This window comes from Streptomyces sp. WAC07094, assembly GCF_036320405.1.
GTDB lineage: Bacteria > Actinomycetota > Actinomycetes > Streptomycetales > Streptomycetaceae > Streptomyces > Streptomyces lannensis.
This window is the reverse complement of record NZ_JAVMJZ010000001.1, coordinates 4,149,851-4,176,509: the sequence shown is the minus strand read 5'-3', so window position 1 is coordinate 4,176,509 and position 26,659 is coordinate 4,149,851. Positions and strand designations below refer to the sequence as shown.

Annotated in this window: 23 protein-coding genes and 2 tRNA genes; 17 read left to right on the top strand and 8 right to left on the bottom strand. The window is 68.8% G+C overall.

All coding sequences use genetic code 11. From position 1 onward, the window contains the following. Positions 1 to 274 precede the first annotated feature (274 nt). The 6 genes from gyrB to RCR19_RS18365 all read left to right on the top strand — a co-directional run bounded on the left by gyrB (position 275) and on the right by RCR19_RS18365 (position 7,835). Positions 275 to 2,335 (top strand): DNA topoisomerase (ATP-hydrolyzing) subunit B, encoded by a 2,061-nt coding sequence (gyrB, locus tag RCR19_RS18390; RefSeq protein WP_331266143.1) that lies wholly within the window; start codon positions 275 to 277, stop codon positions 2,333 to 2,335. Positions 2,336 to 2,377: 42 nt separating this feature from the next. After that, positions 2,378 to 4,969, top strand: coding sequence for a DNA gyrase subunit A (gene gyrA, locus RCR19_RS18385; RefSeq protein WP_331266142.1), 2,592 nt, complete (start codon positions 2,378 to 2,380; stop codon positions 4,967 to 4,969). Between the two features lie 18 nt (positions 4,970 to 4,987). Beyond that, a complete protein-coding gene (locus RCR19_RS18380) occupies positions 4,988 to 5,737 on the top strand; it encodes a DUF3566 domain-containing protein (protein ID WP_331266141.1) in 750 nt (249 codons plus the stop codon). A 177-nt stretch (positions 5,738 to 5,914) separates the two neighbouring features. Beyond that, positions 5,915 to 5,988, top strand: a tRNA-Ile gene (locus tag RCR19_RS18375). Between the two features lie 449 nt (positions 5,989 to 6,437). Further along, positions 6,438 to 7,190, top strand: a complete 753-nt coding sequence (locus RCR19_RS18370) for a hypothetical protein (RefSeq protein WP_331266140.1) — start codon at positions 6,438 to 6,440, stop codon at positions 7,188 to 7,190. A gap of 291 nt (positions 7,191 to 7,481) precedes the next feature. Beyond that, positions 7,482 to 7,835: a VOC family protein gene (locus RCR19_RS18365; protein WP_331266139.1), complete on the top strand. Its 354-nt coding sequence runs from the start codon at positions 7,482 to 7,484 to the stop codon at positions 7,833 to 7,835. A 242-nt stretch (positions 7,836 to 8,077) separates the two neighbouring features. On the opposite strand, the gene RCR19_RS18360 is transcribed toward RCR19_RS18365, so the two are convergent. After that, positions 8,078 to 8,497, bottom strand: a complete 420-nt coding sequence (locus RCR19_RS18360) for a DUF6344 domain-containing protein (RefSeq protein ID WP_331266138.1) — start codon at positions 8,495 to 8,497, stop codon at positions 8,078 to 8,080. A 338-nt stretch (positions 8,498 to 8,835) separates the two neighbouring features. Here RCR19_RS18360 and RCR19_RS18355 point away from each other — a divergent pair, with 338 nt between their 5' ends. Further along, positions 8,836 to 8,964, top strand: coding sequence for a DLW-39 family protein (locus RCR19_RS18355; RefSeq protein WP_003999697.1), 129 nt, complete (start codon positions 8,836 to 8,838; stop codon positions 8,962 to 8,964). A gap of 183 nt (positions 8,965 to 9,147) precedes the next feature. Further along, positions 9,148 to 10,584 carry a hypothetical protein gene (locus RCR19_RS18350; protein ID WP_331266137.1) on the top strand — a complete coding sequence of 479 codons (1,437 nt, stop codon included), beginning with the start codon at positions 9,148 to 9,150 and terminating at the stop codon, positions 10,582 to 10,584. Between the two features lie 6 nt (positions 10,585 to 10,590). On the opposite strand, the gene RCR19_RS18345 is transcribed toward RCR19_RS18350, so the two are convergent. After that, complete coding sequence (locus tag RCR19_RS18345; RefSeq protein WP_331266136.1) at positions 10,591 to 12,204, bottom strand: protein kinase; 1,614 nt, start codon at positions 12,202 to 12,204, stop codon at positions 10,591 to 10,593. 87 nt (positions 12,205 to 12,291) lie between these two features. Then, positions 12,292 to 12,843, bottom strand: coding sequence for a DNA-binding protein (locus RCR19_RS18340; RefSeq protein ID WP_331266135.1), 552 nt, complete (start codon positions 12,841 to 12,843; stop codon positions 12,292 to 12,294). Between the two features lie 180 nt (positions 12,844 to 13,023). Between RCR19_RS18340 and RCR19_RS18335 the strand changes: the two genes are divergently transcribed. Continuing rightward, positions 13,024 to 13,096 (top strand) — tRNA-Ala (locus RCR19_RS18335). Positions 13,097 to 13,627: 531 nt separating this feature from the next. Here RCR19_RS18335 and RCR19_RS18330 read toward each other — a convergent pair. Next, positions 13,628 to 14,332: a DUF5324 family protein gene (locus RCR19_RS18330; RefSeq protein ID WP_331266134.1), complete on the bottom strand. Its 705-nt coding sequence runs from the start codon at positions 14,330 to 14,332 to the stop codon at positions 13,628 to 13,630. Positions 14,333 to 14,780: 448 nt separating this feature from the next. Here RCR19_RS18330 and RCR19_RS18325 point away from each other — a divergent pair, with 448 nt between their 5' ends. Further along, positions 14,781 to 15,314 (top strand): peptidylprolyl isomerase, encoded by a 534-nt coding sequence (locus RCR19_RS18325; protein ID WP_059132308.1) that lies wholly within the window; start codon positions 14,781 to 14,783, stop codon positions 15,312 to 15,314. 97 nt (positions 15,315 to 15,411) lie between these two features. Beyond that, positions 15,412 to 16,326, top strand: a complete 915-nt coding sequence (locus tag RCR19_RS18320; RefSeq protein WP_331266133.1) for a rhomboid family intramembrane serine protease — start codon at positions 15,412 to 15,414, stop codon at positions 16,324 to 16,326. A 302-nt stretch (positions 16,327 to 16,628) separates the two neighbouring features. Here RCR19_RS18320 and crgA read toward each other — a convergent pair whose 3' ends face one another. Next, positions 16,629 to 16,883 carry a cell division protein CrgA gene (crgA, locus tag RCR19_RS18315; RefSeq protein ID WP_059132294.1) on the bottom strand — a complete coding sequence of 85 codons (255 nt, stop codon included), beginning with the start codon at positions 16,881 to 16,883 and terminating at the stop codon, positions 16,629 to 16,631. 142 nt (positions 16,884 to 17,025) lie between these two features. Between crgA and RCR19_RS18310 the strand changes: the two genes are divergently transcribed. The 6 genes from RCR19_RS18310 to RCR19_RS18285 are packed head-to-tail and all read left to right on the top strand — an operon-like array spanning position 17,026 to position 21,471. Beyond that, positions 17,026 to 17,829, top strand: a complete 804-nt coding sequence (locus RCR19_RS18310) for a DUF881 domain-containing protein (RefSeq protein WP_331266132.1) — start codon at positions 17,026 to 17,028, stop codon at positions 17,827 to 17,829. Between the two features lie 36 nt (positions 17,830 to 17,865). Further along, positions 17,866 to 18,552, top strand: coding sequence for a class E sortase (locus tag RCR19_RS18305; RefSeq protein WP_331266131.1), 687 nt, complete (start codon positions 17,866 to 17,868; stop codon positions 18,550 to 18,552). A 52-nt stretch (positions 18,553 to 18,604) separates the two neighbouring features. Continuing rightward, positions 18,605 to 18,766, top strand: coding sequence for a hypothetical protein (locus RCR19_RS18300; protein WP_181923105.1), 162 nt, complete (start codon positions 18,605 to 18,607; stop codon positions 18,764 to 18,766). Then, on the top strand, positions 18,763 to 19,401 hold the full coding sequence (locus RCR19_RS18295) for an aminodeoxychorismate/anthranilate synthase component II (protein ID WP_331266130.1): 639 nt from the start codon (positions 18,763 to 18,765) through the stop codon (positions 19,399 to 19,401). The genes RCR19_RS18300 and RCR19_RS18295 overlap by 4 nt, the downstream gene beginning before the upstream one ends. Then, entirely contained in the window at positions 19,398 to 20,657 is a 1,260-nt protein-coding gene (locus RCR19_RS18290; RefSeq protein WP_331266129.1) for a class E sortase, read from the top strand. Before RCR19_RS18295 ends, RCR19_RS18290 begins: the two co-directional genes overlap by 4 nt. A 52-nt stretch (positions 20,658 to 20,709) precedes the next feature. Further along, positions 20,710 to 21,471, top strand: coding sequence for a class E sortase (locus RCR19_RS18285; protein WP_331266128.1), 762 nt, complete (start codon positions 20,710 to 20,712; stop codon positions 21,469 to 21,471). 82 nt (positions 21,472 to 21,553) lie between these two features. On the opposite strand, the gene pknB is transcribed toward RCR19_RS18285, so the two are convergent. From pknB to RCR19_RS18270, 3 genes are all read right to left on the bottom strand, one after another. Then, the gene (pknB, locus tag RCR19_RS18280; protein WP_331266127.1) at positions 21,554 to 23,557 is read right to left on the bottom strand and encodes a Stk1 family PASTA domain-containing Ser/Thr kinase; all 2,004 of its coding nucleotides are present in this window, start codon (positions 23,555 to 23,557) and stop codon (positions 21,554 to 21,556) included. A gap of 170 nt (positions 23,558 to 23,727) precedes the next feature. After that, positions 23,728 to 25,215 (bottom strand): penicillin-binding protein 2, encoded by a 1,488-nt coding sequence (locus RCR19_RS18275; protein ID WP_331266126.1) that lies wholly within the window; start codon positions 25,213 to 25,215, stop codon positions 23,728 to 23,730. Next, entirely contained in the window at positions 25,212 to 26,648 is a 1,437-nt protein-coding gene (locus tag RCR19_RS18270) for an FtsW/RodA/SpoVE family cell cycle protein (RefSeq protein ID WP_331266125.1), read from the bottom strand. Before RCR19_RS18270 ends, RCR19_RS18275 begins: the two co-directional genes overlap by 4 nt. Between the last annotated feature and the right edge of the window lie 11 nt (positions 26,649 to 26,659).

The following is a 26,659-nucleotide window of genomic DNA, read 5'->3' as shown; positions in this document are numbered from 1 at the left end:
GCGCTGAGTGCCTCGTAGAGCCTCTTGGAGCCCCGCTCCGCATATGGGGAGTCGGGAGAGACCGGTTGAGGGCGGCACATGCGGACTCAGGTACCGGCAAACCCCCATCACTGTCGGCGCTACCGGTAGACTAGAAGCTAATCCCGCCCCGAACGTGGGGACCGTCCGGGAGTAGCTGAGCAACGCTGATCAAGGCTTACCAACGCAACATGCCGCAGCCGCTCCGGCAAGCCGCCGACGAGCCCGGCTCGTGCTGTGCCAGAAAGGGCGCTTCGTGGCCGATTCCGGCAACCCCAACGAGAACATCCCGTCCACCGACGCCGGCGAGAACGGTGCGGTGACTCCGTCGAACGGCGAGGTCACCGCCTCGTACGACGCCAGCGCCATCACCGTGCTCGAAGGGCTGGACGCGGTCCGCAAGCGACCCGGTATGTACATCGGCTCCACCGGCGAGCGCGGTCTGCACCACCTCGTGTACGAGGTCGTGGACAACTCCGTCGACGAGGCTCTGGCCGGCCACGCGGACACCATCGACGTGACGATCCTGGCCGACGGCGGCGTGCGCGTCGTCGACAACGGCCGCGGCATCCCCGTGGGCATCGTCCCCTCCGAGGGCAAGCCGGCCATCGAGGTCGTGCTGACCGTTCTGCACGCGGGCGGCAAGTTCGGCGGCGGCGGCTACGCGGTCTCCGGCGGTCTGCACGGCGTCGGCGTCTCCGTCGTGAACGCCCTGTCCAGCAAGGTGTCGGTCGAGGTCAGGACCGACGGCCACCGCTGGACGCAGGACTACAAGATGGGCGTCCCGACGGCCCCGCTCGCCCAGCACGAGGAGACCGGCGAGACCGGCACCTCGGTCACCTTCTGGGCCGACCCGGACATCTTCGAGACCACCGAGTACTCCTTCGAGACGCTTTCGCGGCGTTTCCAGGAGATGGCGTTCCTCAACAAGGGCCTGACGATCAGGCTCACCGACGAACGCGAGTCGGCGAAGGCCACCGCAGGGGCGGACGAGGCCGGTGCCGACGAGAAGGACGAGGTCAAGAGCGTCACGTACCACTACGAGGGCGGCATCGTCGACTTCGTGAAGTACCTCAACTCCCGCAAGGGAGAGGCGGTGCACCAGACGGTGATCGATCTCGAGGCCGAGGACAAGGACAAGAGCCTGTCCCTCGAGGTCGCGATGCAGTGGAACAGCGGATACAGCGAGGGTGTGTACTCCTTCGCCAACATCATCCACACCCACGAGGGCGGCACGCACGAGGAGGGCTTCCGTGCGGCGCTGACCTCGCTGATCAACAAGTACGCGCGCGACAAGAAGATGCTCCGCGAGAAGGACGACAACCTCACGGGCGACGACATCCGCGAGGGCCTGACGGCGATCATCTCGGTCAAGCTGAGCGAGCCGCAATTCGAGGGCCAGACCAAGACCAAGCTGGGCAACACCGAGGCGAAGACGTTCGTCCAGAAGGCGGTCTACGAGCACCTCAACGACTGGCTGGACCGCAACCCGAACGAGGCGGCGGACATCGTCCGCAAGGGCATCCAGGCGGCCACCGCGCGCGTGGCGGCCCGCAAGGCGCGTGACCTCACCCGCCGCAAGGGCCTGCTGGAGAGCGCGTCCCTGCCGGGCAAGCTCTCGGACTGCCAGTCCAACGACCCGACCAAGTGCGAGATCTTCATCGTCGAGGGTGACTCCGCCGGCGGCTCGGCCAAGTCCGGCCGCAACCCGCAGTACCAGGCGATCCTCCCGATCCGGGGCAAGATCCTCAACGTCGAGAAGGCCAGGATCGACAAGATCCTGCAGAACCAGGAGATCCAGGCGCTGATCTCCGCGTTCGGTACCGGCGTGCACGAGGACTTCGACATCGAGAAGCTCCGCTATCACAAGATCATCCTGATGGCGGACGCCGACGTCGACGGCCAGCACATCAACACCCTGCTGCTGACGTTCCTCTTCCGCTTCATGCGGCCGCTGGTCGAGGCCGGGCACGTGTTCCTCTCGCGTCCCCCGCTCTACAAGATCAAGTGGGGTCGGGACGAGGTCGAGTACGCGTACTCCGACCGTGAGCGCGACGCCCTGCTGGAGATGGGCCGCCAGCGCGGCAAGCGGGTCCGGGAGGACTCGATCCAGCGCTTCAAGGGCCTCGGCGAGATGAACGCCGAGGAGCTGCGGGTGACCACCATGGACATCGAGCACCGCGTCCTCGGCCAGGTCACGCTCGACGACGCCGCTCAGGCCGACGACCTGTTCTCGGTCCTCATGGGCGAGGACGTCGAGGCCCGCCGCGCGTTCATCCAGCGCAACGCCAAGGACGTCCGCTTCCTCGACATCTGAGTCGGTCTCAGCTGACCGCATCAGGAAGGATCTTCACCAGCAATGGCCGACGAGAACACTCCCGCCACGCCTGCAGAGGCAGCCGGCGACACCGTCCGCATCGAGCCCGTCGGGCTCGAGACGGAGATGCAGCGCTCGTACCTGGACTACGCGATGTCCGTCATCGTGTCCCGGGCGCTGCCGGACGTCCGGGACGGTCTCAAGCCCGTCCACCGTCGCGTCCTGTACGCGATGTACGACGGCGGATACCGTCCCGAGCGCGGCTTCTACAAGTGCGCCCGCGTGGTCGGCGACGTCATGGGCAACTACCACCCGCACGGCGACTCCTCGATCTACGACGCGCTGGTCCGCCTCGCGCAGCCGTGGTCGATGCGGATGCCGCTGGTGGACTCCAACGGCAACTTCGGCTCTCCGGGCAACGACCCGGCGGCCGCCATGCGCTACACCGAGTGCAAGATGGCGCCGCTGTCCATGGAGATGGTCCGCGACATCGACGAGGAGACCGTCGACTTCACGGACAACTACGACGGCCGCTCCCAGGAGCCGACGGTCCTCCCCTCCCGCTTCCCGAACCTGCTGATCAACGGATCCGCCGGTATCGCGGTCGGCATGGCGACCAACATCCCGTCGCACAACCTCCGCGAGGTCGCGGCGGGCGCCCAGTGGTACCTGGAGAACCCGGAGGCCTCGCACGAGGAGCTGCTCGAGGCCCTCATCGAGCGCATCAAGGGCCCCGACTTCCCCACGGGCGCCCTCGTGGTGGGCCGCAAGGGCATCGAGGAGGCCTACCGCACCGGGCGCGGTTCGATCACCATGCGCGCGGTCGTCGAGGTCGAGGAGATCCAGAACCGCCAGTGCCTGGTGGTCACCGAGCTGCCGTACCAGGTCAACCCGGACAATCTGGCACAGAAGATCGCCGACCTGGTCAAGGACGGCAAGATCGGCGGCATCGCGGACGTCCGTGACGAGACGTCGTCCCGTACCGGCCAGCGTCTGGTCATCGTGCTCAAGCGGGACGCGGTCGCCAAGGTCGTCCTGAACAACCTCTACAAGCACACCGACCTGCAGACGAACTTCGGCGCCAACATGCTGGCGCTCGTCGACGGTGTGCCGCGCACCCTGTCCCTGGACGCGTTCATCCGCCACTGGGTGACGCACCAGGTCGAGGTCGTCGTCCGCCGTACGCGCTTCAGGCTGCGCAAGGCCGAGGAGCGCGCACACATCCTGCGCGGCCTGCTGAAGGCCCTGGACGCCATCGACGAGGTCATCGCGCTGATCCGCAGCAGCGCCACCGTCGAGGTCGCGCGCGAGGGCCTGATGGGGCTCCTGGAGATCGACGAGATCCAGGCGAACGCGATCCTCGAGATGCAGCTGCGCCGTCTGGCCGCCCTGGAGCGCCAGAAGATCGTCCAGGAGCACGACGAACTCCAGGCGAAGATCAGCGAGTACAACCAGATCCTCGCCTCCCCGGTCCGTCAGCGCGGGATCGTCAGCGAGGAGCTGGCCGCGATCGTCGAGAAGTACGGCGACGACCGCCAGACCAAGCTGATCCCGTACGAGGGCGACATGTCCATCGAGGACCTGATCGCCGAAGAGGACATCGTCGTCACGGTCACCCGCGGCGGCTACATCAAGCGCACCAAGACGGACGACTACCGCGCCCAGAAGCGCGGCGGCAAGGGCGTGCGCGGCACGAAGCTCAAGGAAGACGACATCGTCGACCACTTCTTCGTGTCCACCACGCACCACTGGCTGCTGTTCTTCACCAACAAGGGCCGTGTCTACCGGGCGAAGGCCTACGAGCTGCCCGACGCCGGCCGGGACGCGCGCGGTCAGCACGTCGCGAATTTGCTCGCCTTCCAGCCGGACGAGGCGATCGCCGAGATCCTCGCCATCCGCGACTACGAGGCCGCGCCGTACCTGGTGCTCGCCACCAAGGGCGGTCTGGTCAAGAAGACGCCTCTGAAGGATTACGATTCGCCGCGTTCGGGCGGTGTGATCGCGATCAATCTTCGCGAGATGGACGACGGTTCCGATGACGAACTGATCGGGGCCGAACTCGTCTCGCCCGAGGACGATCTGCTTCTGATCAGCAAGAAGGCTCAGTCGATCAGGTTCACGGCGACCGACGAGTCCCTGCGCCCGATGGGCCGCGCCACCTCGGGCGTCAAGGGCATGAGTTTCCGTGAGGGTGACGAGCTGCTCTCGATGAATGTTGTTCGACCCGGTACGTTCGTGTTCACTGCAACAGACGGTGGGTACGCGAAGCGGACCGCTGTCGACGAGTACCGCGTCCAGGGGCGTGGCGGCCTCGGCATCAAGGCTGCCAAGATCGTCGAGGATCGCGGCTCGCTCGTCGGTGCGCTGGTGGTCGAGGAGACCGACGAGATCCTCGCCATCACGCTGTCGGGCGGTGTGATTCGTACGCGAGTCAATGAGGTCAGGGAGACGGGCCGTGACACCATGGGCGTCCAACTGATCAACCTGGGCAAGCGCGATGCCGTGGTCGGTATCGCTCGTAACGCCGAGGCGGGGCGCGAGGCGGAGGAGGTCGACGGCGATGTTGTCGTGGACGAGACCGCGGACGACGACGCCATCGGCACGGTCGAGGGCGATACGCCCCCGGCCGAGTAACACGAGGAGTGAGTCAGCGTGAGCGGAGCCACGGGTTCCGGACCGACCGGTACGGAAACGGACGGCGGAGGCCGTGGCTCCGCCACGAACTCGACGCACTCCCATGATTCTCATGGATCCCAGGGGGGAACTGTGACGGACACCCGAGGCCCGCAGACCCAGCAGCACCAGGCTGGAGCGGGCCCGGCCGCTCCCGGTGCCGCGCAGCCCGTGCCGGGGGTGCAGCCTGCCGCGGCACCCGTGGGCCCGGCGCCCACCGCGCCGCCCGCCTCCCCTCTCCCGGGGGAGCGGCAGACCCAGCAGCCCGGGGGGCCCTACCACCCGCCCCAGGCGTACCAGGCGCAGCCGCCGGCCGGTGCCGTACGCCGTCCCCGGACCGGGGCGCGCACCGTTCCGCGCACGCGCAAGGCGCGCCTCAGGGTGGCGAAGGCCGACCCGTGGTCGGTGATGAAGGTCAGCTTCCTGCTGTCCATCGCGCTCGGTGTCTGCACGATCGTGGCGTCCGCGGTGCTGTGGATGGTCATGGACGCCATGGGCGTCTTCTCGACGGTCGGCGGCACGCTGTCGGAGGCCACCGGCTCCACCGATTCGAACGGCTTCGACCTCCAGGCGTTCCTGTCCCTGCCGCACGTGCTGACCTTCACCGCGATCATCGCGGTCATCGACGTCGTGCTGGCGACCGCGCTCGCGACACTGGGCGCGTTCATCTACAACATCTCCGCGGGTTTCGTCGGCGGCGTCGAGCTGACGCTGGCGGAGGACGAGTAACCGTCCCTGCGGGTGTCTTCGGCACCGGCGGACCGATGCGTGTACGAGAGCGCGTCCCCCACGGGATGCGCTCTCTTCGCAGGGGTCCTGGGCCCTCGGGTATCGATTTTGGGACTTCCCACCTCGTGCGCTAATCTTCAGGGGTCAGCGCGCGGGACACACACCGCAAAGCGCGGCGGGGCTATAGCTCAGTTGGTTAGAGCGCATCCCTGATAAGGATGAGGCCACAGGTTCAAATCCTGTTAGCCCCACATGCGAAAGACCCCCAGTCCATACGGGCTGGGGGTCTTTTGACACCACCGGTTGAAACCCGCGGCCACGGTCAGCCGTGAACGGATCTTCCAGAAGCTCGGCCAGTAGCGCGACGGCTTCTCCTTCGTCGGCACGCTTCACGAGCCGATCAAAGAGGTCCGCGAAAAAGCCGACCGGGTCAATCATGCCGCCATGGGCCGACAAAAGGATCAGATCCTGATCAGGCCTCTGCGACCGGTGATCACCGGCGGGAGCGGGGGTGAGTGGTGGGCTGAGGAAGGGTGTTACCGACCGTGCCTCACCGCCTGGTTCAACCGGACTGTCGTGGCGTTCGGTATCGCCTGCTTGTGAGGGAGGCCACACGAAGCGCGGACCGTCGGGAGTCTGAAGTCCGTGTGTGCCAAGGGGACTTGGGGTGCGGGACGAGACCCGCGGGGAAGGGGGCCCGATGTCGCACGACGATGGAGAGAGTCTGGCGCCGGGATCCGGCGCGCTCACGTACGCGATGCTGACGGCCGAGGCGCGACGCCAGGCCGCGCTGCCCAGGCCGAAGGCACGCGGTCGTCGGGAGGCGGACGTCCGGAGGGTGCCGTGGTGGCGGGTGCGGACGTTGCGGGGGATCTCAGGGCTGTCCACTCTGGTCCCGGCGGTGATCTGTGCGGTCCTCGTCCTGGTGATCTACGCGCTGGTCGGGGATTCCTCGCTGGCCCCGCAGGCCTTGTTCGTACTCGTGGTCTCAGTCGGCTTGGCGCTCTACGGGGGCTACCGCCTTCGCAGAGGTGGGGGTGCCACGGCCGGCGCCCTGGCCCGCGCGGCCTGCGCGCCCGGCCCCGTGTCCAAGCGGTATGCCCTGCTGTACGACCCGCCCTGGGGCGGTACCGCCCTGCTGGTGCTGTTCCCGGCAGGCGGGGGCGACCACGTCCGGCCCGAGGCGGTACTGGAGCTCTGGCCTCTGCCGCTGGCTCAGCCCCGGTTCCCGGGGCAACGCGGGCTTCCGGCCGACCTGCCCGTGGAGCCCGCCGGCAACCTCGAAGTCCGTGGCCGTACGGACGAGGCTCCGATGGGCGTCCCGTGGATCGACGGGCGCGCGTACTGGCCGAAGCATTCCTACGGCCCCGACGACCTGAAGCGGGAGGAGGGCCGGGCCCTGATGGCCCGGCTGCTGGTCGACGCGGGGGACGGGGAATCGGTCGAGTCGTGAACTCCCCGCCCGGGTGCGAATGTGTGGGTGGGTGCCACTTATACGAAAAGACCCTCAGCCGATCACGGCTGGGGGTCTTCGGCATTCATGGCTGACATCGACTGACGATGTCCGTTCAGCGGGCGTGCAGAAGGCATCGCGCGTCAGCCGCGAGGCGCGGGTCTTCCTCCGGGCCGAGGGAACCGCCCTCCGCCGGTAGTTCGGAAGGCCGACCGGTCAGCCGCCGCGGACCTTCCCTCCGAGCGCTTCAATCGCCTGTTTTCGCAGCTCGGCTGCGCTTAGGCTCGGCGCATGACCTTGGGATGGGAACAGGTAATCGTTCACTCGGCGGATCCGGTCGCCTTGGGGCAGTGGTGGGCCAAGGCTCTCGGCTGGGTCGTCGTCCACTCCTCCGACGAGGAGTTCGAGATCCGCCCGGAGCCGGATCGCCTGCCAGGGCTGGACTTCGTCAGGATCGAGGAGAGCAAGAAGAGCAAGAGCCGGCTGCATCTCGACTTCAGGCCCGACGACCAGGACGCCGAGGTGGCTCGCCTCGAGGCTCATGGCGCGAAGCGTGTCGACATCGGCCAGGGTGAGCAGTCGTGGGTCGTCATGGCGGACCCCGAGGGCAACGAGTTCTGTGTCCTTGGCCAACGGCGTCAGTGACAACCCCCTGAGAGCGCGCGTGTCCAGCCTGAGGGACGTGCGGTTCGGAGGCTGCGACAAAGGCGCGACGAGCCGACATCCGCGGTCGGCGGCGACGGCTGACTTCGGTTCGGGGACATCAGCAGCCCGGCACCTGGGAGCAGGTGCCGGGCCGCTTGCTGTGGCGGTGTACGCAAGATCGCCTGTGATGGATCAGGGGCGCCCGTGGGGGCGGTGAAGGGACAGGAGAGGAAGGGTCTCGATCAGCACTGGAGCCGAGCCGTCGGTTCGTGCGAGGCGGTTGCCGGTGCGCAGCGGGGCTGGAGGGAGGAGCGTGCGACCGGGATGGCCGGGACGATGTCCGCGGGTGTTCGCCGTCGGCAGCTCGGGGAGGAACCGTGGGCCTCGGCCCTGATGCGTTGTTTCATCGTGGGGGGCAGGGACCGAGTGTGGGGCAGTTCGGACCGGGTCTGTCTCGGTAGCGTCACCGTCGGGGTCGTATGGACCGGGTCCACCCGGCGGGCCGGAAGGATCCGGCGGGCCTGGCGGTCGCAGTTGCGCTCCGGCTGGGGCTGGGGTACCGCGGCGGTGGCGGTCTTCTTGATCAGGCCGAGCGCGGTGCACAGTGCCAGGAGAGCCGTGACGACGGTGTTCCAGAGCTGAATGAGCTTGTTCCCGGTCATGTCCCCTCACTTTCGGGTCGGGCGATTTGCGTACTTTCCTCATGATGTGTATGTGCGCCGCGAAGTGGTGGACCGACGCCCGTGGCGCGTCGCTCTTCGGATGAACACCACTCGGATGGACGTAATAGGTCCGGAAAGTTGGAGAATGGCAGGGGACGGCGGTGAACGTCACATTCTGTGATGGGCGATCACCCGCGGGCGACGGTGGTGACGGTCGGCCGTACTGCGGTGCGCCGGGCCCGAGTTGAGGGCGGACTCGGGCACGCCGATCGATGTCGGTCGGTGTGTATAGTCGGGCGCCAGAGGTCCCCTACGTCAAGGAAAGACGAGGTCGCGCGGTGAAGAAGCTTCTCCTGGTCGCACTGGCCGCCATCGGCGGGCTCCTCGTGTACCGCCAGATCCAGGCGGATCGCGCCGAGCAGGATCTGTGGACGGAGGCGACCGACTCCGTGCCCACGGGTTCGTGAGGTCCTACGGACAACAGATTCGGAGCAAACCCCGACCGCCGTCGCGGTCGGGGTTTTGTGTTGTCCGGGAGACACGGCCTGCGGGAGGGAGTGTTTCGGACGCCCGGACGCAATGGCCGGGTGCCCCCGTGGCCCGCGGGGCAGGATGGGCGGTCCGGGTGGTGCGGGGCGAGGGGACGTGAGATGGGGCGGCGCACGGGCGCGGGACGGGGAGCGCGCGGACACGGGTGGACACCGGGCCGCGGGACGGTGACCCTGTGTGCCGCCGCGGCGCTCGCGACGATCGTGGCGCACCCGGTGTGGGCGGCTCCCGTCACCGAGGGCACGCCGACCCCGTACGCCTTCGCCGAGGACGACACGAGGGTCGAGGGCGCCACCGTCACCACGGACGCCGTGCGCCTGGACCCCGGGCACACCTACCGCAGCGCCCTGCCGGGCACCGACCGGCGCTACTACCGCCTCGAGCTGGACTCCTCGGCGAACGCCTATGTCTCCGCGACGGCCGTCCCCGGGGCGGGCGCACGGGTCTCCTCCGCCGACGGACTCAAGGTGTCCGTTCAGGACGCCGGTGGAACCACCTGTTCCACCGGGACCGCGCACTTCGGGCCCACCGGGAGCCCGCACCCCATCGCCGCCTGGGCCTCGCGCGAGACGGGCGCCGGTACCTACGGGTGCAAGGGCGCGGGGGTGTACTACGTCGTCGTGGAGCGGCGCGCTCCCGGGTCGTCCGGGTCCACGTCCGGAGACTGGGACCTCGAACTCGACTATGTGTCGGAGCCGGCTCTCGACCGGGACGATGCCACGACCCCGCCCGGGTCCTGGGACTCGGCGACGCCCGAGGCCGTCCTCGGCGACGCCACCCGGCGGGCGGGCGGGGCGGGCTTCGCCGGCGCGAGCGCCCTGGGGCAGGGCGTCTGGCAGGACACCGTCCGACCCGGGCAGACCCTCTTCTACAAGGTGCCCGTCGACTGGGGGCAACAGCTCTCCGCCACCGTGGAGATGGGCGGTTCCACCGGTGGCGACGGCTTTGTCGGCACCGCCCTGGCCATGTCGCTGTACAACCCCGTACGCGCCCACGTCGACGACGCCGACGCCGGGTACAACGGTGCGCAGACCTCGGCGGCGCTCGCGCCGCTGCCGGCCGTCGACCATGCCAACCGTCGTGCCCCCGGTGACCGCATCAGCGCGATGCGGTTCGCGGGCTGGTACTACCTCGCGGTGCACCTGGGCGCACCGGTGGCGGACAGGTTCGGGGAGGGGCCGTTCGGGCTGACGCTGCGGGTGCGGGTGAGCGGTACGCCGGTGTCCGCTCCGGCGTACTTGGGACGTGCCGTGCCCCGCGACGTCTTCGGCGTCACGGCCGGAGACCGCGAGGAGGCCGCGGCGGGCGCGACGGGGGACGCGGGCGCCTCCGGGGGCGAGCCCGGGGCCGGCGCGACGGCGCGCGAGGACGGTGGAGCGCGCGGCGACGGGAGCGGCCGCGGGGGAACGGAACAGGACACCGGCACGATGCGGCTGGTCGCCGCGGGCGGGATCGGCACCGGCAGCGTCCTGGTCCTGGGGCTGGTGTTGTGGACGGCGATCGCCCGGCGGCGGGCGCGCGACCGCTGGGCCGGATGACCGCGTTCAGAGCCGTGCCAGCGCCCAGAACCCCACGGCGAAGCAGGCCAGCGCGAGCAGCAGCACCGGTAGGGCGACCTTCGCCGGCGGTCCGGGGCGCCGGGGCGCCGCCCGGCCGCCGCGCCGTGTGATCTGCTGCGGCCGGGAGGGGGCGTGCAGGGTCCCGACGGGGTGTCCATGGCCGGGCCGCTGTGCCGAGAAGGCGCTGCGGGTGGGAGACGCTCCGGCCGGGGACGTGGGGGTGGGCATGGGCTCGTGACGCGGAATGCCGGCGGGAGCCGGGGCCAGTGGCGTGGACGGCTGCGAGGGCGGCCTGAGCGCCTCGCGGGGCAGCGGGGGCGGCAGATGGAAGCTTCCGGTGTCCGACATCGTGGCCGGTCGCCGGGTGGGCGTGGGATCGACCGGGGGCCTGGGCGGTACCACGAAGGGCGCGGGCCCGGGCCGTGCGGCAGGGGGAGGGGGCGTCGGCGCGACCGCGGGGGCTGCGGAGGCGGGGGTTACGGAGGCCGCGCCTCCGGTCGTGCCGGAGGGACCGGGAACTGCGGAGGGGCCGGGGGCTCCGGAGGGTGGGGCTGCGGTCGGCCGGGGCGGTATCGGACCGCTTGTGGGCCGCGCAGGGCCGCCTGCCGTCCCGGAGGTGCCGTGCGATCCCGGGGATCCCGTCGAGTGCACCGCGCCGGCTGGGGCGCCGTTCGTGTGCGGCCGGGCGGCCGCGGGGTCCGTCACCGCCGACGGCGTGCGCAGCGGTCCCTGGGGGGCGAACCCCCGTGGAAGCGGTCCGAGTTGGTCGAAGACCTCCACCTGCTCGTCGTCGGGGCCGGGTTCCGGCAGCAGTTCCCCGGCCGCGGCCAGGGCCTTGCGGGCGCCCGTGGCGGTGCGGAACCGTGCGGCCGGGTCCGGTTGCAGCAGTGTCGCCACGACCTCCCACAGGGGCCCGGGAACACCGCGTGGCGGCCCGGGTGTGCCGTTGGCCGCGAAGTGCTCGACGAGTGCCTTGGTGTCCGCCTTGGCGCCCTCCAGCAGGTACAGCGCGACAAGGCCGACGGCGAACAGATCGGCGGCGAAGTCCGGATCGGCGCCCATCAGTTGCTCGGGTGCGAGATAACCGGGCGTACCGACCACGTAGTCGGTCTCCGTCAACCGCGGTTCTCCCAGGCGCATGGCGATGCCGAAGTCGGACAGCCGCAGCCGGGGCCGGGCGGTGCCGGTGGCTTCGAGGAGCACATTGGCGGGTTTGATGTCGCGGTGCACCACGCCTTCCGCGTGCACGGCACCGAGCCCGGACAACAACTGGTCCAGCAGCACGCAGACGAAGGACGGGGGCAGCGGGCCGTAGTCCCCGACGAGGTGGACCAGCGAGCCGCCGGTGACCAGGTCCATGGTGAACAGGACCTTGTCGTCGTCCGCCGCCCAGCTGGCGGGAGCGAGCACATGCGGGTGGTCGATGCGGAGCGCCTGCTCGCGCACGAACCGCAGCAGCGCATGGGCGTCTCGCTGCTGCAGGACCTTGGCGGCGACGTAGCGGCGCCGCCGGTGGTCCCAGGCGCGCCAGACCGCACCGACTCCCCCGCGCCCGATGGGGTCGACGAGCTCGTACCGTCCGGCGAAGACCTCACCCATGGCCGTGCGTCGCGCCCCCTTCCGGACCGGCGATCAGGACTCCCGCGCACCCCCCGGCGCGAGAGTCCTGGCGGGTCGGGTGTCGGTTCAGCTCTGGTGCGACTGGTAGTGGGCGACCGCGTCGGAAGTGCGGCCGGCGCCGTACACCCGGAGGAACTCTGCCAGTTCCGGATGGCTCGGGGCGAGGGTGTCCGCCGCCTCGATGATGTCTCCCGCCGCCGCCACCGAGCGCAGCAGCGACTGGATCTCACGGACGACCCGCTTGACCGTGGGCACGCCCGAACTGTTCGTCGTGTGCGTGGTGTTGTTGTTGAGCACGGAGCCCCCCTGCGACTTCTTGATCTCGTCCATCCGCTCGGTGGCCTCGGCGGCGCTCACACTGCCGTCCGCGACCTGCCCCGCCAGGTCCTGCAGCAGCTGCACCCGCTGAACCACCGCCGGATTGCCGATCTTGGCGCGCTGACCGCTCATCAGCTGCGACAACATCGGAGCGGACAGTCCCAGTACACCGGCCAGACGAGCCTGGTTGAGCCCGAGATCCTCGATGAGCTTACGGAAGAGCGCCCCCAACGGCTCTCCGTACCAGTTCCGCTGCAGCTCCCGCGCTCTGGCGGTGGCTTCCTGCTGTGCGGCGTCCATTGCGTCTCCCCATCGCTTCCCCAAGTACGGCGGTTCGCTCTAGCGAACCACGAGGTGCATCTTACGGAGGGTGGTCTCCCACGGGGACCCCCAATCTTTTTGTGAGATGCAGGGGATGACCGGGTACGCTGGTGCGGAGCGCCCGCCGGTCCTGGTTCCCAGGCCGGACGTGGCTCCTTCGGGGCCTTAGCTCAGTTGGTAGAGCGCTGTCTTTGCATGGCAGATGTCAGGGGTTCGACTCCCCTAGGCTCCACACCTCGGACCGGTCGGTCGCCCTTGTGGCGGTCGGCCGGTCCTTCGTTCGTGGTGAGCGGTGCCATCCGGAACGATTTGCACCCGTTGCATTCCTTTGCGCAAACAGTCGAAACAGTCCATTGCCCGGGACGGCCCCGGCCGGGTGTCAGGTCCGTGCGTAGGGCAGTGTGGGGTGATATAGGCAGACTTGTAGGATCAAGTGCGCCCAAAGATGTGTAAGCAGGAGGGTGCATTCCGTAAACAAAGTCTCCACGGAACTCCCACACTCGGTGCGTTGCAAACGTCATCGAGCGGGGAAAGTGTGAACCCCTCCTGTTCCACGTGAAACATCACGCCGCGCCGGAACCCGTGGCTCCGCGTCGCCGCTGATGCCCTGATGTGGCCGGACGGCCGCCTTCCAGGCGGTGGCGGAGGGGGTCGTACGCCGCCCGTCCTGCTTCCCGGCCCGCGGTTCCCGGGCCGGTCAGCACTGTGGGGCGGGAGACTCGCAAGTCTCCTGCCCCACAGTGTGGTTGCCCGCCAGGCGGGTTCAGTGGCGGTCGTCGTCGTTCCCCGCGGAGTCCTCCTCGGCCTGCTTCGCCTGCACCTCGGGATCCAGTGCACTCGGGCCGCTGCCGTCCACCGAGGAGAGACGGTCGCCCTGCGGCATCTCCGTCGCGGCGGGCGGTTCGACCAGCCAGTCGGGGTTCGCCTGCTTGTCCCACCACTTCCAGGCAGCGAAGGCTCCGCCGGCCACGGCGGCCAGCACCGCCAGTCCCTTGGCGATGCGGCCCATCTTCGCCCGCCGCTGTTGGCGGCGCACCAGCTTCTCGATCTGCCGGGGCGTGACCTGACCGCGCAGCGCGGCCAGCGCTGCCGCGCCACGGGCCGCCGCCTCCTCCCGCGCGGGACCCGCCGCGGCAACCGCCTGGCCGATCCTGGGGCGGGAGTAGTCGGCTGCCTGCCGGGCAGCCTTGCGCGTGTAGAGGGCGGCATCCTGGGCGGCCTGGTCCACCTTGGGTGGCACATGGGTGCGCGCCTGTTCCAGGCGTGGGGCGAGGTGGGCGTCGTACTGGACGCGGGCCTGCTCGGCGGCCTGCGACACCCTGGGCGCGAGTCGGACGCGCGCCTCGTGTGCGTAGTGCGCTGCCTTGTCCTTGGCCGTGTCGGCGTAGGGCGCCACCACTTCCGCGGCATGCAGCACGCTGTCCTTCGCCGAACCGGTCGCGGCGCGCACGCTGTCGATGCGGGTCACGGGTTCCTCCTCCTCGGTGGCGTACGGTAATTCGACTTTCCCGCCTTTTACGGATCATGCCTCCCGAAGAGCCCCCGGGCATGCGAGGACGAGCAACCGGGTCATCCGGCCCACGGAGGCCGGTCCGGTCCGCCTCCGGGCGGGAAGTGATCGGGACGATTGTGTATTTCGGCCGATCACGCGTGATAGCGGATGAATACAGGGCAACGGGAGCTTGTCGACGACAATGCCACGGATCGGTGCGCTGCGCCCCCGCGACGGCAGTACTCCACCGGTTTTCTGCGCGCCCGGAGCACGGAAGGCGGCCGCCGACCCGCGCGGTCCGGCGTTCGGCCCCGGTCCGCCACGACACCGACCGGGGAATGTTCGCGTAGAGGTGAGGCCCGACGACGCCGGACGCGTACCGTGCGAGGATCAGGGGGTCACAAAGGACAACGGAAGGCAGATCGTGGCTGAGCAGCTTTACGCCACCTTGAAGACCAACCACGGCGACATCGAAGTCCGGCTTCTGCCGAACCACGCGCCGAAGACGGTCCGTAACTTCGTCGAGCTCGCCCAGGGCGAGCGTGAGTGGACCCACCCCGCGACCGGTGAGAAGTCCACGAAGAAGCTCTACGACGGCACGGTCTTCCACCGGGTGATCAGCGGGTTCATGATCCAGGGTGGTGACCCGCTGGGCAACGGCACCGGCGGCCCTGGCTACCAGTTCGAGGACGAGTTCCACCCGGACCTCGCCTTCGACAAGCCCTACCTGCTGGCCATGGCCAACGCCGGGCCGGGCACCAACGGCTCGCAGTTCTTCATCACCGTCTCCCCGACGGCCTGGCTGACCCGCAAGCACACCATCTTCGGCGAGGTCACCGACGCGGCCAGCCAGAAGGTCGTGGACACCATCGCCACCACCCAGACCAACCCGCGCACGGACCGGCCGGTCAACGACGTCGTCATCGAGTCGGTCGTCGTCCAGTCCCGCGAGGGCTGAGCCCTCCCGGGGCACACCGCACGAGGGAACAAAAGCGCCCCGCCCGTCCGTACAAGGAAGGGCGGGGCACCCCGTCGTACGGAGAGTGAGGGACCCGATGGACCAGGCGCCAGGCAGCCCGCCGCAGGGCCCGCCGAACCAGGAGCCGCACGGATCCGGGGAGCTGCCCGTCTGCTACCGGCACCCCGACCGCGAGACCGGTATCCGCTGCACCCGCTGTGAGCGCCCGATCTGCCCGGAGTGCATGGTCAACGCCTCGGTCGGCTTCCAGTGCCCGGAGTGTGTGCGCAGCAGTTCCGGCACGGGGCACGCACCCGCGGCCTCGACACCGCGCACGCTCGCGGGCGGCACCGTCACCGCCGACCCCCGGCTGCTCACCAAGGTGCTGATCGGCGTCAATCTGGCCCTGTTCCTGGTTCAGCTGTCGGTCGGTGATCGCTTCACGGACCGGTTCGATCTGCTCGGCCGGGCCTACGTGCCGCTGCTCGGCGGGATCGAAGGCATCGCGGAGGGCCAGTGGTACCGGCTGCTGACCTCGATGTTCCTGCACGTCAACTACATCCACATCCTGTTCAACATGCTCAGCCTGTGGTGGATCGGCGGCCCGCTGGAGGCGGCCCTCGGCCGCGCCCGCTATCTCGCCCTCTACTTCGTCTCCGGGCTGGCCGGCAGCGCGCTCACCTATCTGCTCGCCCACGCGAACCAGCCCTCACTCGGCGCCTCCGGCGCGATCTTCGGGCTCTTCGGCGCCACCGCCGTGCTGATGCGCCGGCTCCGCTACGACATGCGCCCCGTCATCGCGCTGCTGGTGATCAACCTGATCTTCACCTTCGGGTGGGGCAACATCGCCTGGCAGGCCCACATCGGCGGGCTCGTCGGGGGTGTCGTGGTCGGTTACGCGATGGTCCACGCCCCGCGTGAGCGGCGTGTCCTCGTGCAGTACGGGGTGTGCGCCGTGGTGCTGGCCGCTGTCGTCCTCATGACGGTGCTGAGAACCGCCCAGCTCACCTGAACGGCAGATGTGCACAGGCCGTAGCCCGAGGTTGTACCCAGCGTTGTCCACAGTCTGTGGTGGATCTTGTGCATCCAGCGGGACATGCATGCGCCCCCTGTCACCCACCGGAGTTTTCCCAGGTGGGGCAGGGGGCGAACATCTTTGCGGAGGCCAGTGATTCCGTCATACCGGTGTCAACGCTCGATGCGTTATCCACAGATCGTCGTTCTTTTTCCACTGGTTGCCGCCTCTGTGGACAAGGCTGTGGATAACTCAGTGCACAGCCATGGGCAGAGCCGGCGGCGAGCCGTACGGGGCCGCTACTTCCACTGCGTGGAGACGCCGAACCCCGCCGCGATGAAGCCGAAGCCCACCACGATGTTCCAGTTGCGCAACGCATGGATCGGCAGGGAGCCGTCGGTCACGTAGAAGACCACGATCCATGCGAGACCGATGATGAACATGGCCAGCATCACCGGCGCGACCCAGCCACGGCTGTTCATCTTGATGGCCGTGGCCTGCTTGGTCGGGGGCGGCGTGTAGTCGGCCTTCTTGCGGATACGTGACTTCGGCACGAGGGTCTCTCCTGTCGATGCGCTGCGTGGCCGCGCAGGGTACTGGGGTGGGCTCCGGAGCAGCGTACAAGGGGACACCGAGCGCTCCCCCGGGCGTCCGTTAGCGTAGTGCTTCCGCGGCGCCGAAGGAGATAAGGGTACGTTGAGCAATACTGCCGACTCCCATGAGGCGGGTCACGGAACCCCGGAAACGGGGACCACGCCGCCCCGCTCACGCCGGCTGAGACCCGCGCGGGTGCTCACCGTGGGCGTTTTCGCCCTCGCCGGGCTCCTTTTCATCACGAGCTTCAACACGGCCAAGGGCACCAACATCCGCACGGACTCCTCGCTGCTGAAGCTCTCCGACCTGATCCACGAGCGCAGCCACAAGAACGGTCTGCTCGACGAGTCCAACGCCACACTGCGCGACGGCAACGAGGTACTGGCCAAGCGCACCGGCGGTGGCAGCAGCAAGGCCGAGGAGGCCCGTCTCGGCGCGCTGGAGAAGAACGCCGGCACACAGAGGCTGACCGGCGAGTCGGTATCGGTCACCCTGAACGACGCCCCGCCCGACGCGACCGCCAAGCTCCCCGGCTACCCCGCGCCCCAGCCCGACTACCTGGTCATCCACCAGCAGGATCTGCAGGCCGTGGTGAATGCGCTGTGGCAGGGCGGTGCCCGGGGGATCAAGGTCATGGACCAGCGGCTGATCTCCACCAGCGCCGTGCGCTGCGTGGGCAACACCCTGATCCTCCAGGGCCGTGTCTACTCGCCCCCGTACAAGATCACCGCGATCGGGAACTCGGACAAGCTCCAGAAGGCGCTCGCCGACTCGGCCGCTATCCAGAACTACATGGTGTACGTCAACGTCTACGGACTCGGTTGGAAAGTCACCGAGGACGGGACGGTGACTCTTCCCGGCTACTCGGGCACAGTGGATCTGCACTACGCGAAGCCCGTGGAGTAGAAGCCCGGAACAGCGGCCGCTGGGGGACCCGTGTCGGTGCGCGCGCTCGTCAGGGCCGTCAGCGAACTGTGCATCACCGTCGGCACCCTCATCGTGCTCTTCGTCGGCTACATCCTGTTCTGGACCGGAGTGAAGGCCGACGGCGCGATGAACGACCAGATCGACCGGCTGCAGCGGCAGTGGTCGAAGGGGACCGTGGCGCCGACGGCCGCGCCCCACGGCTCCGCGAGCCCCGCCGGGCCGAAGCCGTACGTGCCGGGCCGGGCGTTCGCCGTCATGTACATCCCGCGGCTCGGTTTCACGTGGAACAAGCCGGTGCTCGAGAACACGGCCGTGGGCACCCTGAAGAAGGGCCTCGGCCACTACGCGGGCACCGCCCGGCTCGGCCAGCGGGGCAACTTCGCGGTCGCCGGTCACCGGCGCACCTACGGCGACCCGTTCAAGGACTTCCCCCGGCTGCGCCCCGGCGACGCGGTCGTCCTCACCGACGGATCAACCTGGTTCACGTATCGGATCGACAAAGGCCCTTACAAAACCGTCCCCACGGACGTTGAAGTCATCGACCCCGTGCCACGTAAGTCGGGGTATGCGCGTCCGGGCCGGTATCTGACGCTGACCACGTGCGATCCCGAATGGGGGCACAGTCACCGGCTGATCGTCTGGGCGCACCTGGATTCCACACAGCCTGTGGAGGCAGGAGAACCGAGGGCTCTGCGCCGTTAGTCTGGTGGCGTACGGCGTGAGTCTGGTGCCGTGGTGAGACGGAAGGGACGGCATGTACGGCTGGATCTGGCGGCATCTGCCGGGCAACGCATGGCTGAAGGCACTGATCTCCCTCGTGCTGGTCCTGGCCGTGGTCTACGTCCTCTTCCAGTACATCTTCCCGTGGGCCGAACCGCTCCTGCCCTTCAACGATGTGACGGTGGACAACCAGTGAGCGCGCGCATCCTCGTCGTCGACAACTACGACAGCTTCGTCTTCAACCTGGTGCAGTACCTGTACCAGCTGGGCGCCGAGTGCGAGGTCCTGCGCAACGACGAGGTCTCGGCCGCGCATGCGCAGGACGGCTTCGACGGTGTGCTGCTGTCTCCCGGCCCTGGCACCCCCGAGGAGGCGGGCGTCTGTGTCGAGATGGTGCGGCACTGCACCACGACCGGCGTCCCCGTCTTCGGTGTCTGTCTGGGCATGCAGTCGATGCAGGTGGCCTACGGAGGCGTCGTCGACCGGGCGCCGGAACTGCTGCACGGCAAGACCTCGCTGGTCGAGCACGAGGGCAAGGGCGTCTTCGCCGGACTGCCCTCTCCCTTCACGGCGACCCGCTACCACTCCCTGGCCGCCGAGCCGGCGACCGTGCCGGCCGAGCTGGAGGTCACGGCCCGCACACACGACGGGATCATCATGGGGCTCAGGCATCGCGAACTTCCGGTCGAGGGCGTCCAGTTCCACCCCGAGTCGGTGCTGACCGAACACGGCCACCGGATGCTGGCCAACTGGCTGGCCGAGTGCGGTGACCGCGGCGCCGTGGCGAGATCGGCGGGGCTGGCCCCGGTGGTGGGCAGGGCCACGGCGTGACCGCACTGCGCCCCGAGCGCGAGAGCGGCGCCCCGTACGAGGGCGCCGCCGAATCCGGACCCCCGTACGGGCAGCAGCCGTACGGGGGCACCGGTGCCCCGTACGGGCAGCAGCCGTACGGGGGCACCGGTGCATGGCACGAGGGGCAGGAGTGGTCCGGCTACCAGTACCCCGGTGACGGCAGCGGGGGGCAGACCGCGGAACAGTCGTACGGACAGACGCAGCAGGCGCAGCAGCAGCCGTACGACGCGACGGCGGTCCTGCCCTCGTACGACGACCCCGCGCCCGCCTCCTCGTACGGCCCGCCGGCCGCCAGGGACGGTTCCCGGCCCATGACGCCGCCCGTGGACGACGAGACCGTCGCGCTGCGCGCGGCCGATGTCGGGGCGGCACGGCGGGCCGCGGAGCGCGACAGCACGACGGCGTCCGCACCGGCGCCGGGAGGCCGTGCGGCGCGGCGCAAGGCGGCCAGAAGGCACGGGCGGCACGGAAACGGGCCCCAGACGGCCGAGAAGGCCGCTGAGACGGCCTCGGAGGCGCCCAGGTCCCGCATGGAGGCCCGGCGGGCCGCACGCGCCCAGAAGCCCAGCGGGACGGTCCTGGTGAGCCGCCTGGTCGGCGAGCTGTTCATCACGACCGGTGTGGTGATGCTGCTGTTCGTGACGTACCAGCTGTGGTGGTCGAACGTGCGGGCCCACCAGGAGGCGGGAAGCGCCGCGAAGCATCTCCAGCAGGACTGGGCGAACGGCAGGCGGGAGCCGGGCGAGTTCGCCCCCGGGCAGGGCTTCGCCATCCTGCACATCCCCAAGCTGGACGTGGTCGCTCCGATCGCCGAGGGCACCAGCAAGACGAAGGTGCTCGACAAGGGCATGGTCGGGCACTACGGAGAGGGCACCCTGAAGACGGCGATGCCGGACGCCAAGACGGGCAACTTCGGGCTCGCGGGCCACCGGAACACCCACGGCGAGCCGTTCCGGTACATCAACCGCCTCAAGCCCGGCGACCCGATCGTGGTGGAGACGCAGGACAAGTACTTCGTCTACAAGATGACCTCGATCCTGCCGACGACGTCTCCCTCCAACACGAGCGTGCTCGACGCGATACCCAAGGGCTCCGGCTTCACCGCGCCCGGCCGCTACATCACGCTGACCACCTGCACTCCGGAATTCACCAGCACATACCGGATGATCGTCTGGGGCAAGATGGTCGAGGAACGGCCGCGCAGCAAGGGCAAGCCGGACGCGCTCATCTCGTAGGGCGCACGGACACGCGAACTCGTAGGCACCTGGAACAGACGGGGCAGATGCAGTGGGAGTGACGACCGACCAGGACGAGCAGACCGGCGCGCCGTCGCCGGGCTCCGACTCCCCCTCCCGGGCGCGGCCCCGCGGGCGCGGACCTGTCGCGACGGTTGTCAGTGTCTTCGGCGAACTGCTCATCACGGCCGGCCTGGTGCTCGCTCTGTTCGTCGTCTACTCCCTGTGGTGGACGAACGTGATAGCGGACCGTAAGGCACACCACGAGGCCGACAAGGTGCGTGACCACTGGGCGGCCGAAAAGGACCCCGGGCCGGGCGCGCTGGACACCAAGGGCGGCATCGGCTTCCTGCACGTGCCGTCGATGAAGAACGGCGATGTGCTGGTCGAGAAGGGCACGTCGACGGACGTGCTCAACGACGGTGTGGCCGGCTACTACGTGGACCCCGTCAAGGCGACGCTGCCGATGTCGGGCAAGACGGGCAACTTCTCGCTGGCCGCGCACCGCGACGGGCACGGGGCGAAGTTCCACAACATCGACAAGGTGCGCGAGGGCGACCCGGTCGTCTTCGAGACGAAGGACGACTGGTACGTCTACAAGGTCTTCGCGATCCTCCCGCAGACGTCGAAGTACAACGTGAAGGTCCTCACCCAGGTCCCCAAGCAGGCGGGCGTCACCAAGCCCGGCCACTACATCACCCTGACGACGTGCACCCCCGTCTACACCTCGGAGTACCGCTACGTCGTGTGGGGTGAGCTGGAGCGGGTGCAGAAGGTGGACAGCGAGCGGACGCCGCCGAAGGAACTGGGCTGAGCGGTTCTCCCCGGACCCCGGATCACGACGGAGCCCCGGCACCCTCCAAGGGTGCCGGGGCTCCGTCGTGACAGCGGGCGGGTCAGTTCCTTCGGCCGGTGACCCCGCCGAAGAAGTTCGAGCCGCCGTCGTTACCGCCGTTGCCCGGACCGCCGCCGCCACCGGCGGTGAACAGGTTCACCGGGGTGTTCGGGGCGACCTGGGAGCCCGGCGTCGGGTTCGACCCGATGACGGTGGCGTTGTCGTCCTGGGAGCCGGTGATGTTGCCGACCTGGAGGCCCGCCTGCTGCAGCATCCCTCGGACGTCCTTGAGCTTCTGCCCCTGGATGTTGGGCGGGACGGTCGCCTGCTGGGCCTGCTTGCCGATCTGGATGGTGACCGTGGAGCCCTTCTTGACCGTCTCGTTCTTGCCGGGGGAGGTCTGGATGACCTTGCCGGCCTGGTTCGGGTCGTTGGTGTCCACCTCGGTGCAGTTGCCCGTCAGGCCGCTCGCCTGCATCTGCTGCTTGGCGGCGTCGCAGCCCTGGCCGGTCACGTCGGGCACCGTCACCGTCTCCACGGCCTTGGCGACCGTCAGCGTGATCGTGCTGCCCTTCTCGACCTTCTGCCCGAACTTCGGGTCGGTCTCCAGGACGGTGCCCGCCTCCTGGGCGGACTCCTTGTTCTTGGTCTCGACCTTGAACTGGTAGTCGTCGCCCTCGAGCTCCGTCGTGACGTCGTTGACGTTCTGGCCGACGACGTCCGGCACCGTCACCTTGGGCGCGCCCGTGGAGACCACCAGGTTGACCGTGGAGTCCTTCTTGACCTCCGTGTTCGCGGTCGGGTCCTGGCTGCAGATGTTGCCCTTCTTCTGGTCCTCGCAGGGCTGCTGCTTGAAGGTCAACTTCAGGGTGGCGTTGTCGCCGAGCTGCTGCGCGTCGGCCTTGGTCTGGCCGACGAAGTTGGGCACGGGGACCTTGTCGTTGCCCACGCCCCCGTTGCCGCTGAACATCCACTTGCCGATGAGGATCGCGCCGATCAGCACCAGCACACCCGCGACGACCAGCAGGATCGTCGAGGTGTTCGACTTCTTCTGGCGGCGGCGGTCCGGACGTTCGTCGTAGCCGAAGCCGCCGTCGTCGGGGTTCTGCGGCGGGAGCATCGTGGTGGCGCCGGCACCGGAGTCCGCACGCAGGGCCGTCGTGGCCTGGTCGTCGTGGTAGCCGCCGTAGCCGACGGAACCCATGGCCGCCGTGGCCGCGACCGGCTGGCCGTCGAGACAGGCCTCGATGTCGGCGCGCATCTCGTCGGCGCTCTGGTACCGGTAGTCCGGGTCCTTGACGAGCGCCCGGAGCACGATCGCGTCCATCGAGGGCGTGATCTCGGGGTCGAAGATGCTCGGCGGCTGCGGCTCCTCGCGGACGTGCTGGTAGGCGACCGCGACCGGCGAGTCGCCCACGAACGGGGGCCGCACCGTCAGAAGCTCGTACAGCAGACAACCGGTCGAATACAGGTCCGATCGCGCGTCGACCTGCTCGCCCTTCGCCTGCTCCGGCGAGAGGTACTGGGCCGTGCCGATCACCGCGGCCGTCTGCGTCATCGTCATACCGGAGTCGCCCATGGCGCGGGCGATACCGAAGTCCATGACCTTGACCTGGCCGTTGCGCGTCAGCATGACGTTCGCGGGCTTGATGTCGCGGTGGACGATGCCGCTGCGGTGGGCGTACTCGAGGCCCTGGAGGATGCCGATGGTCATCTCCATGGCCCGCTCCGGCAGCAGCTTGCGGCCGCTGTGAAGAAGCTCACGCAGAGTGGACCCGTCGACGTACTCCATCACGATGTACGGGATGGAGACCCCGTCGATGTAGTCCTCGCCCGTGTCGTACACCGCGACGATCGCGGGATGGTTGAGTGAGGCGGCCGACTGGGCCTCCCGGCGGAACCGGGCCTGGAACGACGGATCACGTGCGAGGTCCGCCCGCAGCGTCTTCACCGCCACGGTGCGACCCAGCCTGGTGTCGTGCGCGAGGTAGACCTCGGCCATGCCACCACGGCCGAGCACCTGGCCCAGCTCGTACCGGCCGCCGAGGCGACGCGGCTCTTCCATAGCTTCCTACCAGCCCTCTCCGTCGATCCCGACCACACCCGCGTGTGATCCGGCGGTGTGCTGTCCGGGCATACGGTACCCGGCTCGCTCTGCGTGACCTGGCCACATCCGCCACCCGATACAGGACCGGTATCGCAACGTGCACCGATGTGAAGGGAACGTGACGGGGGTCACTTCTTGCTCTTGACGACCGCCTCCATGACGTTCTTCGCGATGGGAGCGGCGAGGCCGCCACCGGAGATGTCGTCACGGTTGGCCTTGTCGTCCTCGACCACCACCGCGACCGCCACCGGTGAGCTGCCGTCGGGGAGCTTGGCGTACGAGATGAACCAGGCGTACGGCTTCTCGCTGTTGTTCAGACCGTGCTGCGCGGTACCGGTCTTGCCGCCCACGGTCACGCCCGGGAGCTGCGCGTTCGTACCCGTGCCCTTCTGGACGACCGTCTCCATCATCGACTGCAGGACCTGGGCGTTCTTCTCGGACAGCGGCCGGCTGAGCTCCTCCGGCTGAGTCTGGGTGAGGGTATCGAGGCTCGAGGCCTCCAGCTTGTCGACCATGTACGGCTTCATCAGCTTGCCGTCGTTGGCGACCGCCGAGGCGACCATCGCCATCTGCAGCGGGGTCGCGGCGGTCTCGAACTGGCCGATCGAGCTGAGCGCGGTCTGCGGCCGGTCCATCTTGTCGGGGAAGTTGGAGGCGTTGGCGCGCACCGGCGTGAACTGCTCGGAGTCGAAGCCGAACTTCTTCGCCTCCTCCAGCATCTTGTCCTTGCCGAGGTCGGCGCCGATCTTGCCGAAGACCGTGTTGCAGGAGAACTGCAGCGCGACGCGCATGGTCGCGTTCTTGCAGGGGATGTTCCCCTCGTTCTTCAGCTCGGTCTGGGTGTTCGGGAGGATGTACGGCAGCGGCGAGTCGGTGTTCTGGTCGGCGCTGTTGTACAGCCCGTTCTCCAGCGCGGCCGCCGCGGTGACCACCTTGAAGGTGGAGCCCGGCGGGTAGGTCTCGCGCAGCGCCCGGTTCAGCATCGGGTCGCTCGGGTTGTTCTTCTTCTGCAGTGCCGTCCAGGCCTTGGAGTCGATCGACGTGGAGTTGCCCGCGAAGGACGACGGGTCGTACGAGGGGTAGGACGCCAGCGCCAGGATCGCGCCGGTCTGCGGGTCGAGCGCCACCGCCGCGCCCTTGCCGCCGACATTCTTCAGACCGTCGTAGGCGGCCTTCTGCGCGGCGGCGTTCAGTGTGGTGACGACATTGCCGCCCTGCTTGGGCTTGCCCGTCAGCATGTCGAGGGTGTTGCGGAAGAAGAGCCGGTCGTCGTCGCCGGTGAGGATGCCGTCCTCGACGGACTCCAGTTGCGTGGCGCCGAACGCCTGGGAGGCGAACCCGGTGACCGGCGCCCACATCGCGCCGTCCTTGTACGTGCGCTTGTAGGCGAAGTCGTTCAGGCTGTCGGTGGGTGTCTTCTTGGACCCGGTGATCGGGTTTCCGTCGACGATGATGTCGCCGCGCGGCGTCGAGTACCGGGCGATCAGCACACGGCGGTTCTCCGTGTCGCTGCGCAGCGTGTCGGCCTGGACGTACTGGAGCCAGTTGTCGCGGACGAGCAGCGCGAGGACGAGGAGCCCGCAGAAGATCGCGATCCGGCGCAGGGGCTTGTTCACGGTCGGACCACCTGGGTCATCTCGGCGTCGGGGTTCGGAGCGGGGGACGGGGCCGGACGGCGCGCGGTGTCGCTGATACGGATCAGAATGCCGATCAACGCCCAGTTGGCGATGACGGACGAACCGCCGTACGCGAGGAACGGCATCGTCATACCGGTCAGCGGGATGAGGCCCATGACACCGCCCGCGACGACGAAGACCTGGAGCGCGAAGGCGCCCGACAGACCGACGGCGAGCAGCTTGCCGAACGGGTCGCGGGCGGCGAGGGCGGTGCGCACGCCGCGCTCCACGATCAGCCCGTAGATCAGCAGGATCGCCATGATGCCGGCCAGGCCCAGCTCCTCGCCGAACGTGGCGAGGATGAAGTCGGAGTTGGCGGCGAACCGGATCAGCTCGGAGTGGCCCTGGCCCAGGCCGGTGCCGAGAGTGCCGCCGGAGCCGAATGCCCACAGGGCCTGCATGGCCTGCTCGGAGTGACCGCCCACGCCCTTGCGGCTGAGCGCGTACTCCCCCATCGGGTTGAGCCAGGCCTGGACACGCATCTTCACGTGCGGTTCGAAGCTCGCCACACCCACGGCGCCGGCCGCGGACATCAGCAGACCGAAGACGATCCAGCTCGTCCGCTCGGTGGCGACGTACAGCATGATGACGAACATTCCGAAGAACAGCAGCGACGTACCGAGGTCGGTCTCGAAGACCAGGATCAGGATCGAGATCGCCCAGACCACGAGGATCGGGCCCAGGTCGCGGCCGCGCGGCAGGTACAGGCCCATGAAGCGGCGGCTGGCCAGGGCGAGCGCGTCCCGCTTGACCATCAGATAGCCGGCGAAGAACACCGCCAGCACGATCTTGGCGAACTCACCGGGCTGGATGGTGAAGCCACCGACCGAGATCCAGATCTTGGCGCCGTAGACGTTCAGGCCCAGACCCGGCACCAGCGGGAGCAGCAGCAGGAACAGCGCGGCGACCATGGAGATATAGGTGTAGCGCTGCAGAGTGCGGTGGTCCTTCAGGAAGACCAGCACCATCACGAACAGCGCGATGCCCATCGCCGTGTACAGCAGCTGGTTGGTCGCCTTGCCGCCCGCCACATGGATGGACTGCAGAAGCTTGGACTGGTCGAGCCGCCAGATGACGACCAGACCGAGCCCGTTCAGCAGCGTCGCCAGCGGCAGCAGCAACGGGTCCGCGTACGGCGCGAACTTGCGGACGACCAGATGGCCGACGCCCGCCAGCAGACCGAGGCCGAGGCCGTAACTGAGGAGTCCGGCCGGGACCGAACCGTTGATGGCCAGGCCCACGTTGGCGTAGGCGAACACCGGGATGGCGACGGCGAACACCAGCAGCGCCAGCTCGGTGTTGCGCCGGCTCGGTGCGCCGATCGAGCCGATCGTGGACGTGTGGTGCGTCGTCGTGTTCGTACTGCTGCTCATGGTGTGACAGG

What these genes read in the sequence shown, in the direction of transcription:
- RCR19_RS18345 (WP_331266136.1), bottom strand. Translation starts at nt 12,204, where the DNA reads ATGGGTGAGGTCTTCGCCGGACGGTACGAGCTCGTCGACCCCATCGGG.
- gyrA (WP_331266142.1), top strand. Translation starts at nt 2,378, where the DNA reads ATGGCCGACGAGAACACTCCCGCCACGCCTGCAGAGGCAGCCGGCGAC.
- RCR19_RS18300 (WP_181923105.1), top strand. Translation starts at nt 18,605, where the DNA reads ATGTACGGCTGGATCTGGCGGCATCTGCCGGGCAACGCATGGCTGAAG.
- RCR19_RS18360 (WP_331266138.1), bottom strand. Translation starts at nt 8,497, where the DNA reads ATGACCGGGAACAAGCTCATTCAGCTCTGGAACACCGTCGTCACGGCT.
- RCR19_RS18365 (WP_331266139.1), top strand. Translation starts at nt 7,482, where the DNA reads ATGACCTTGGGATGGGAACAGGTAATCGTTCACTCGGCGGATCCGGTC.
- RCR19_RS18350 (WP_331266137.1), top strand. Translation starts at nt 9,148, where the DNA reads ATGGGGCGGCGCACGGGCGCGGGACGGGGAGCGCGCGGACACGGGTGG.
- RCR19_RS18340 (WP_331266135.1), bottom strand. Translation starts at nt 12,843, where the DNA reads ATGGACGCCGCACAGCAGGAAGCCACCGCCAGAGCGCGGGAGCTGCAG.
- RCR19_RS18370 (WP_331266140.1), top strand. Translation starts at nt 6,438, where the DNA reads ATGTCGCACGACGATGGAGAGAGTCTGGCGCCGGGATCCGGCGCGCTC.
- RCR19_RS18270 (WP_331266125.1), bottom strand. Translation starts at nt 26,648, where the DNA reads ATGAGCAGCAGTACGAACACGACGACGCACCACACGTCCACGATCGGC.
- pknB (WP_331266127.1), bottom strand. Translation starts at nt 23,557, where the DNA reads ATGGAAGAGCCGCGTCGCCTCGGCGGCCGGTACGAGCTGGGCCAGGTG.
- RCR19_RS18320 (WP_331266133.1), top strand. Translation starts at nt 15,412, where the DNA reads ATGGACCAGGCGCCAGGCAGCCCGCCGCAGGGCCCGCCGAACCAGGAG.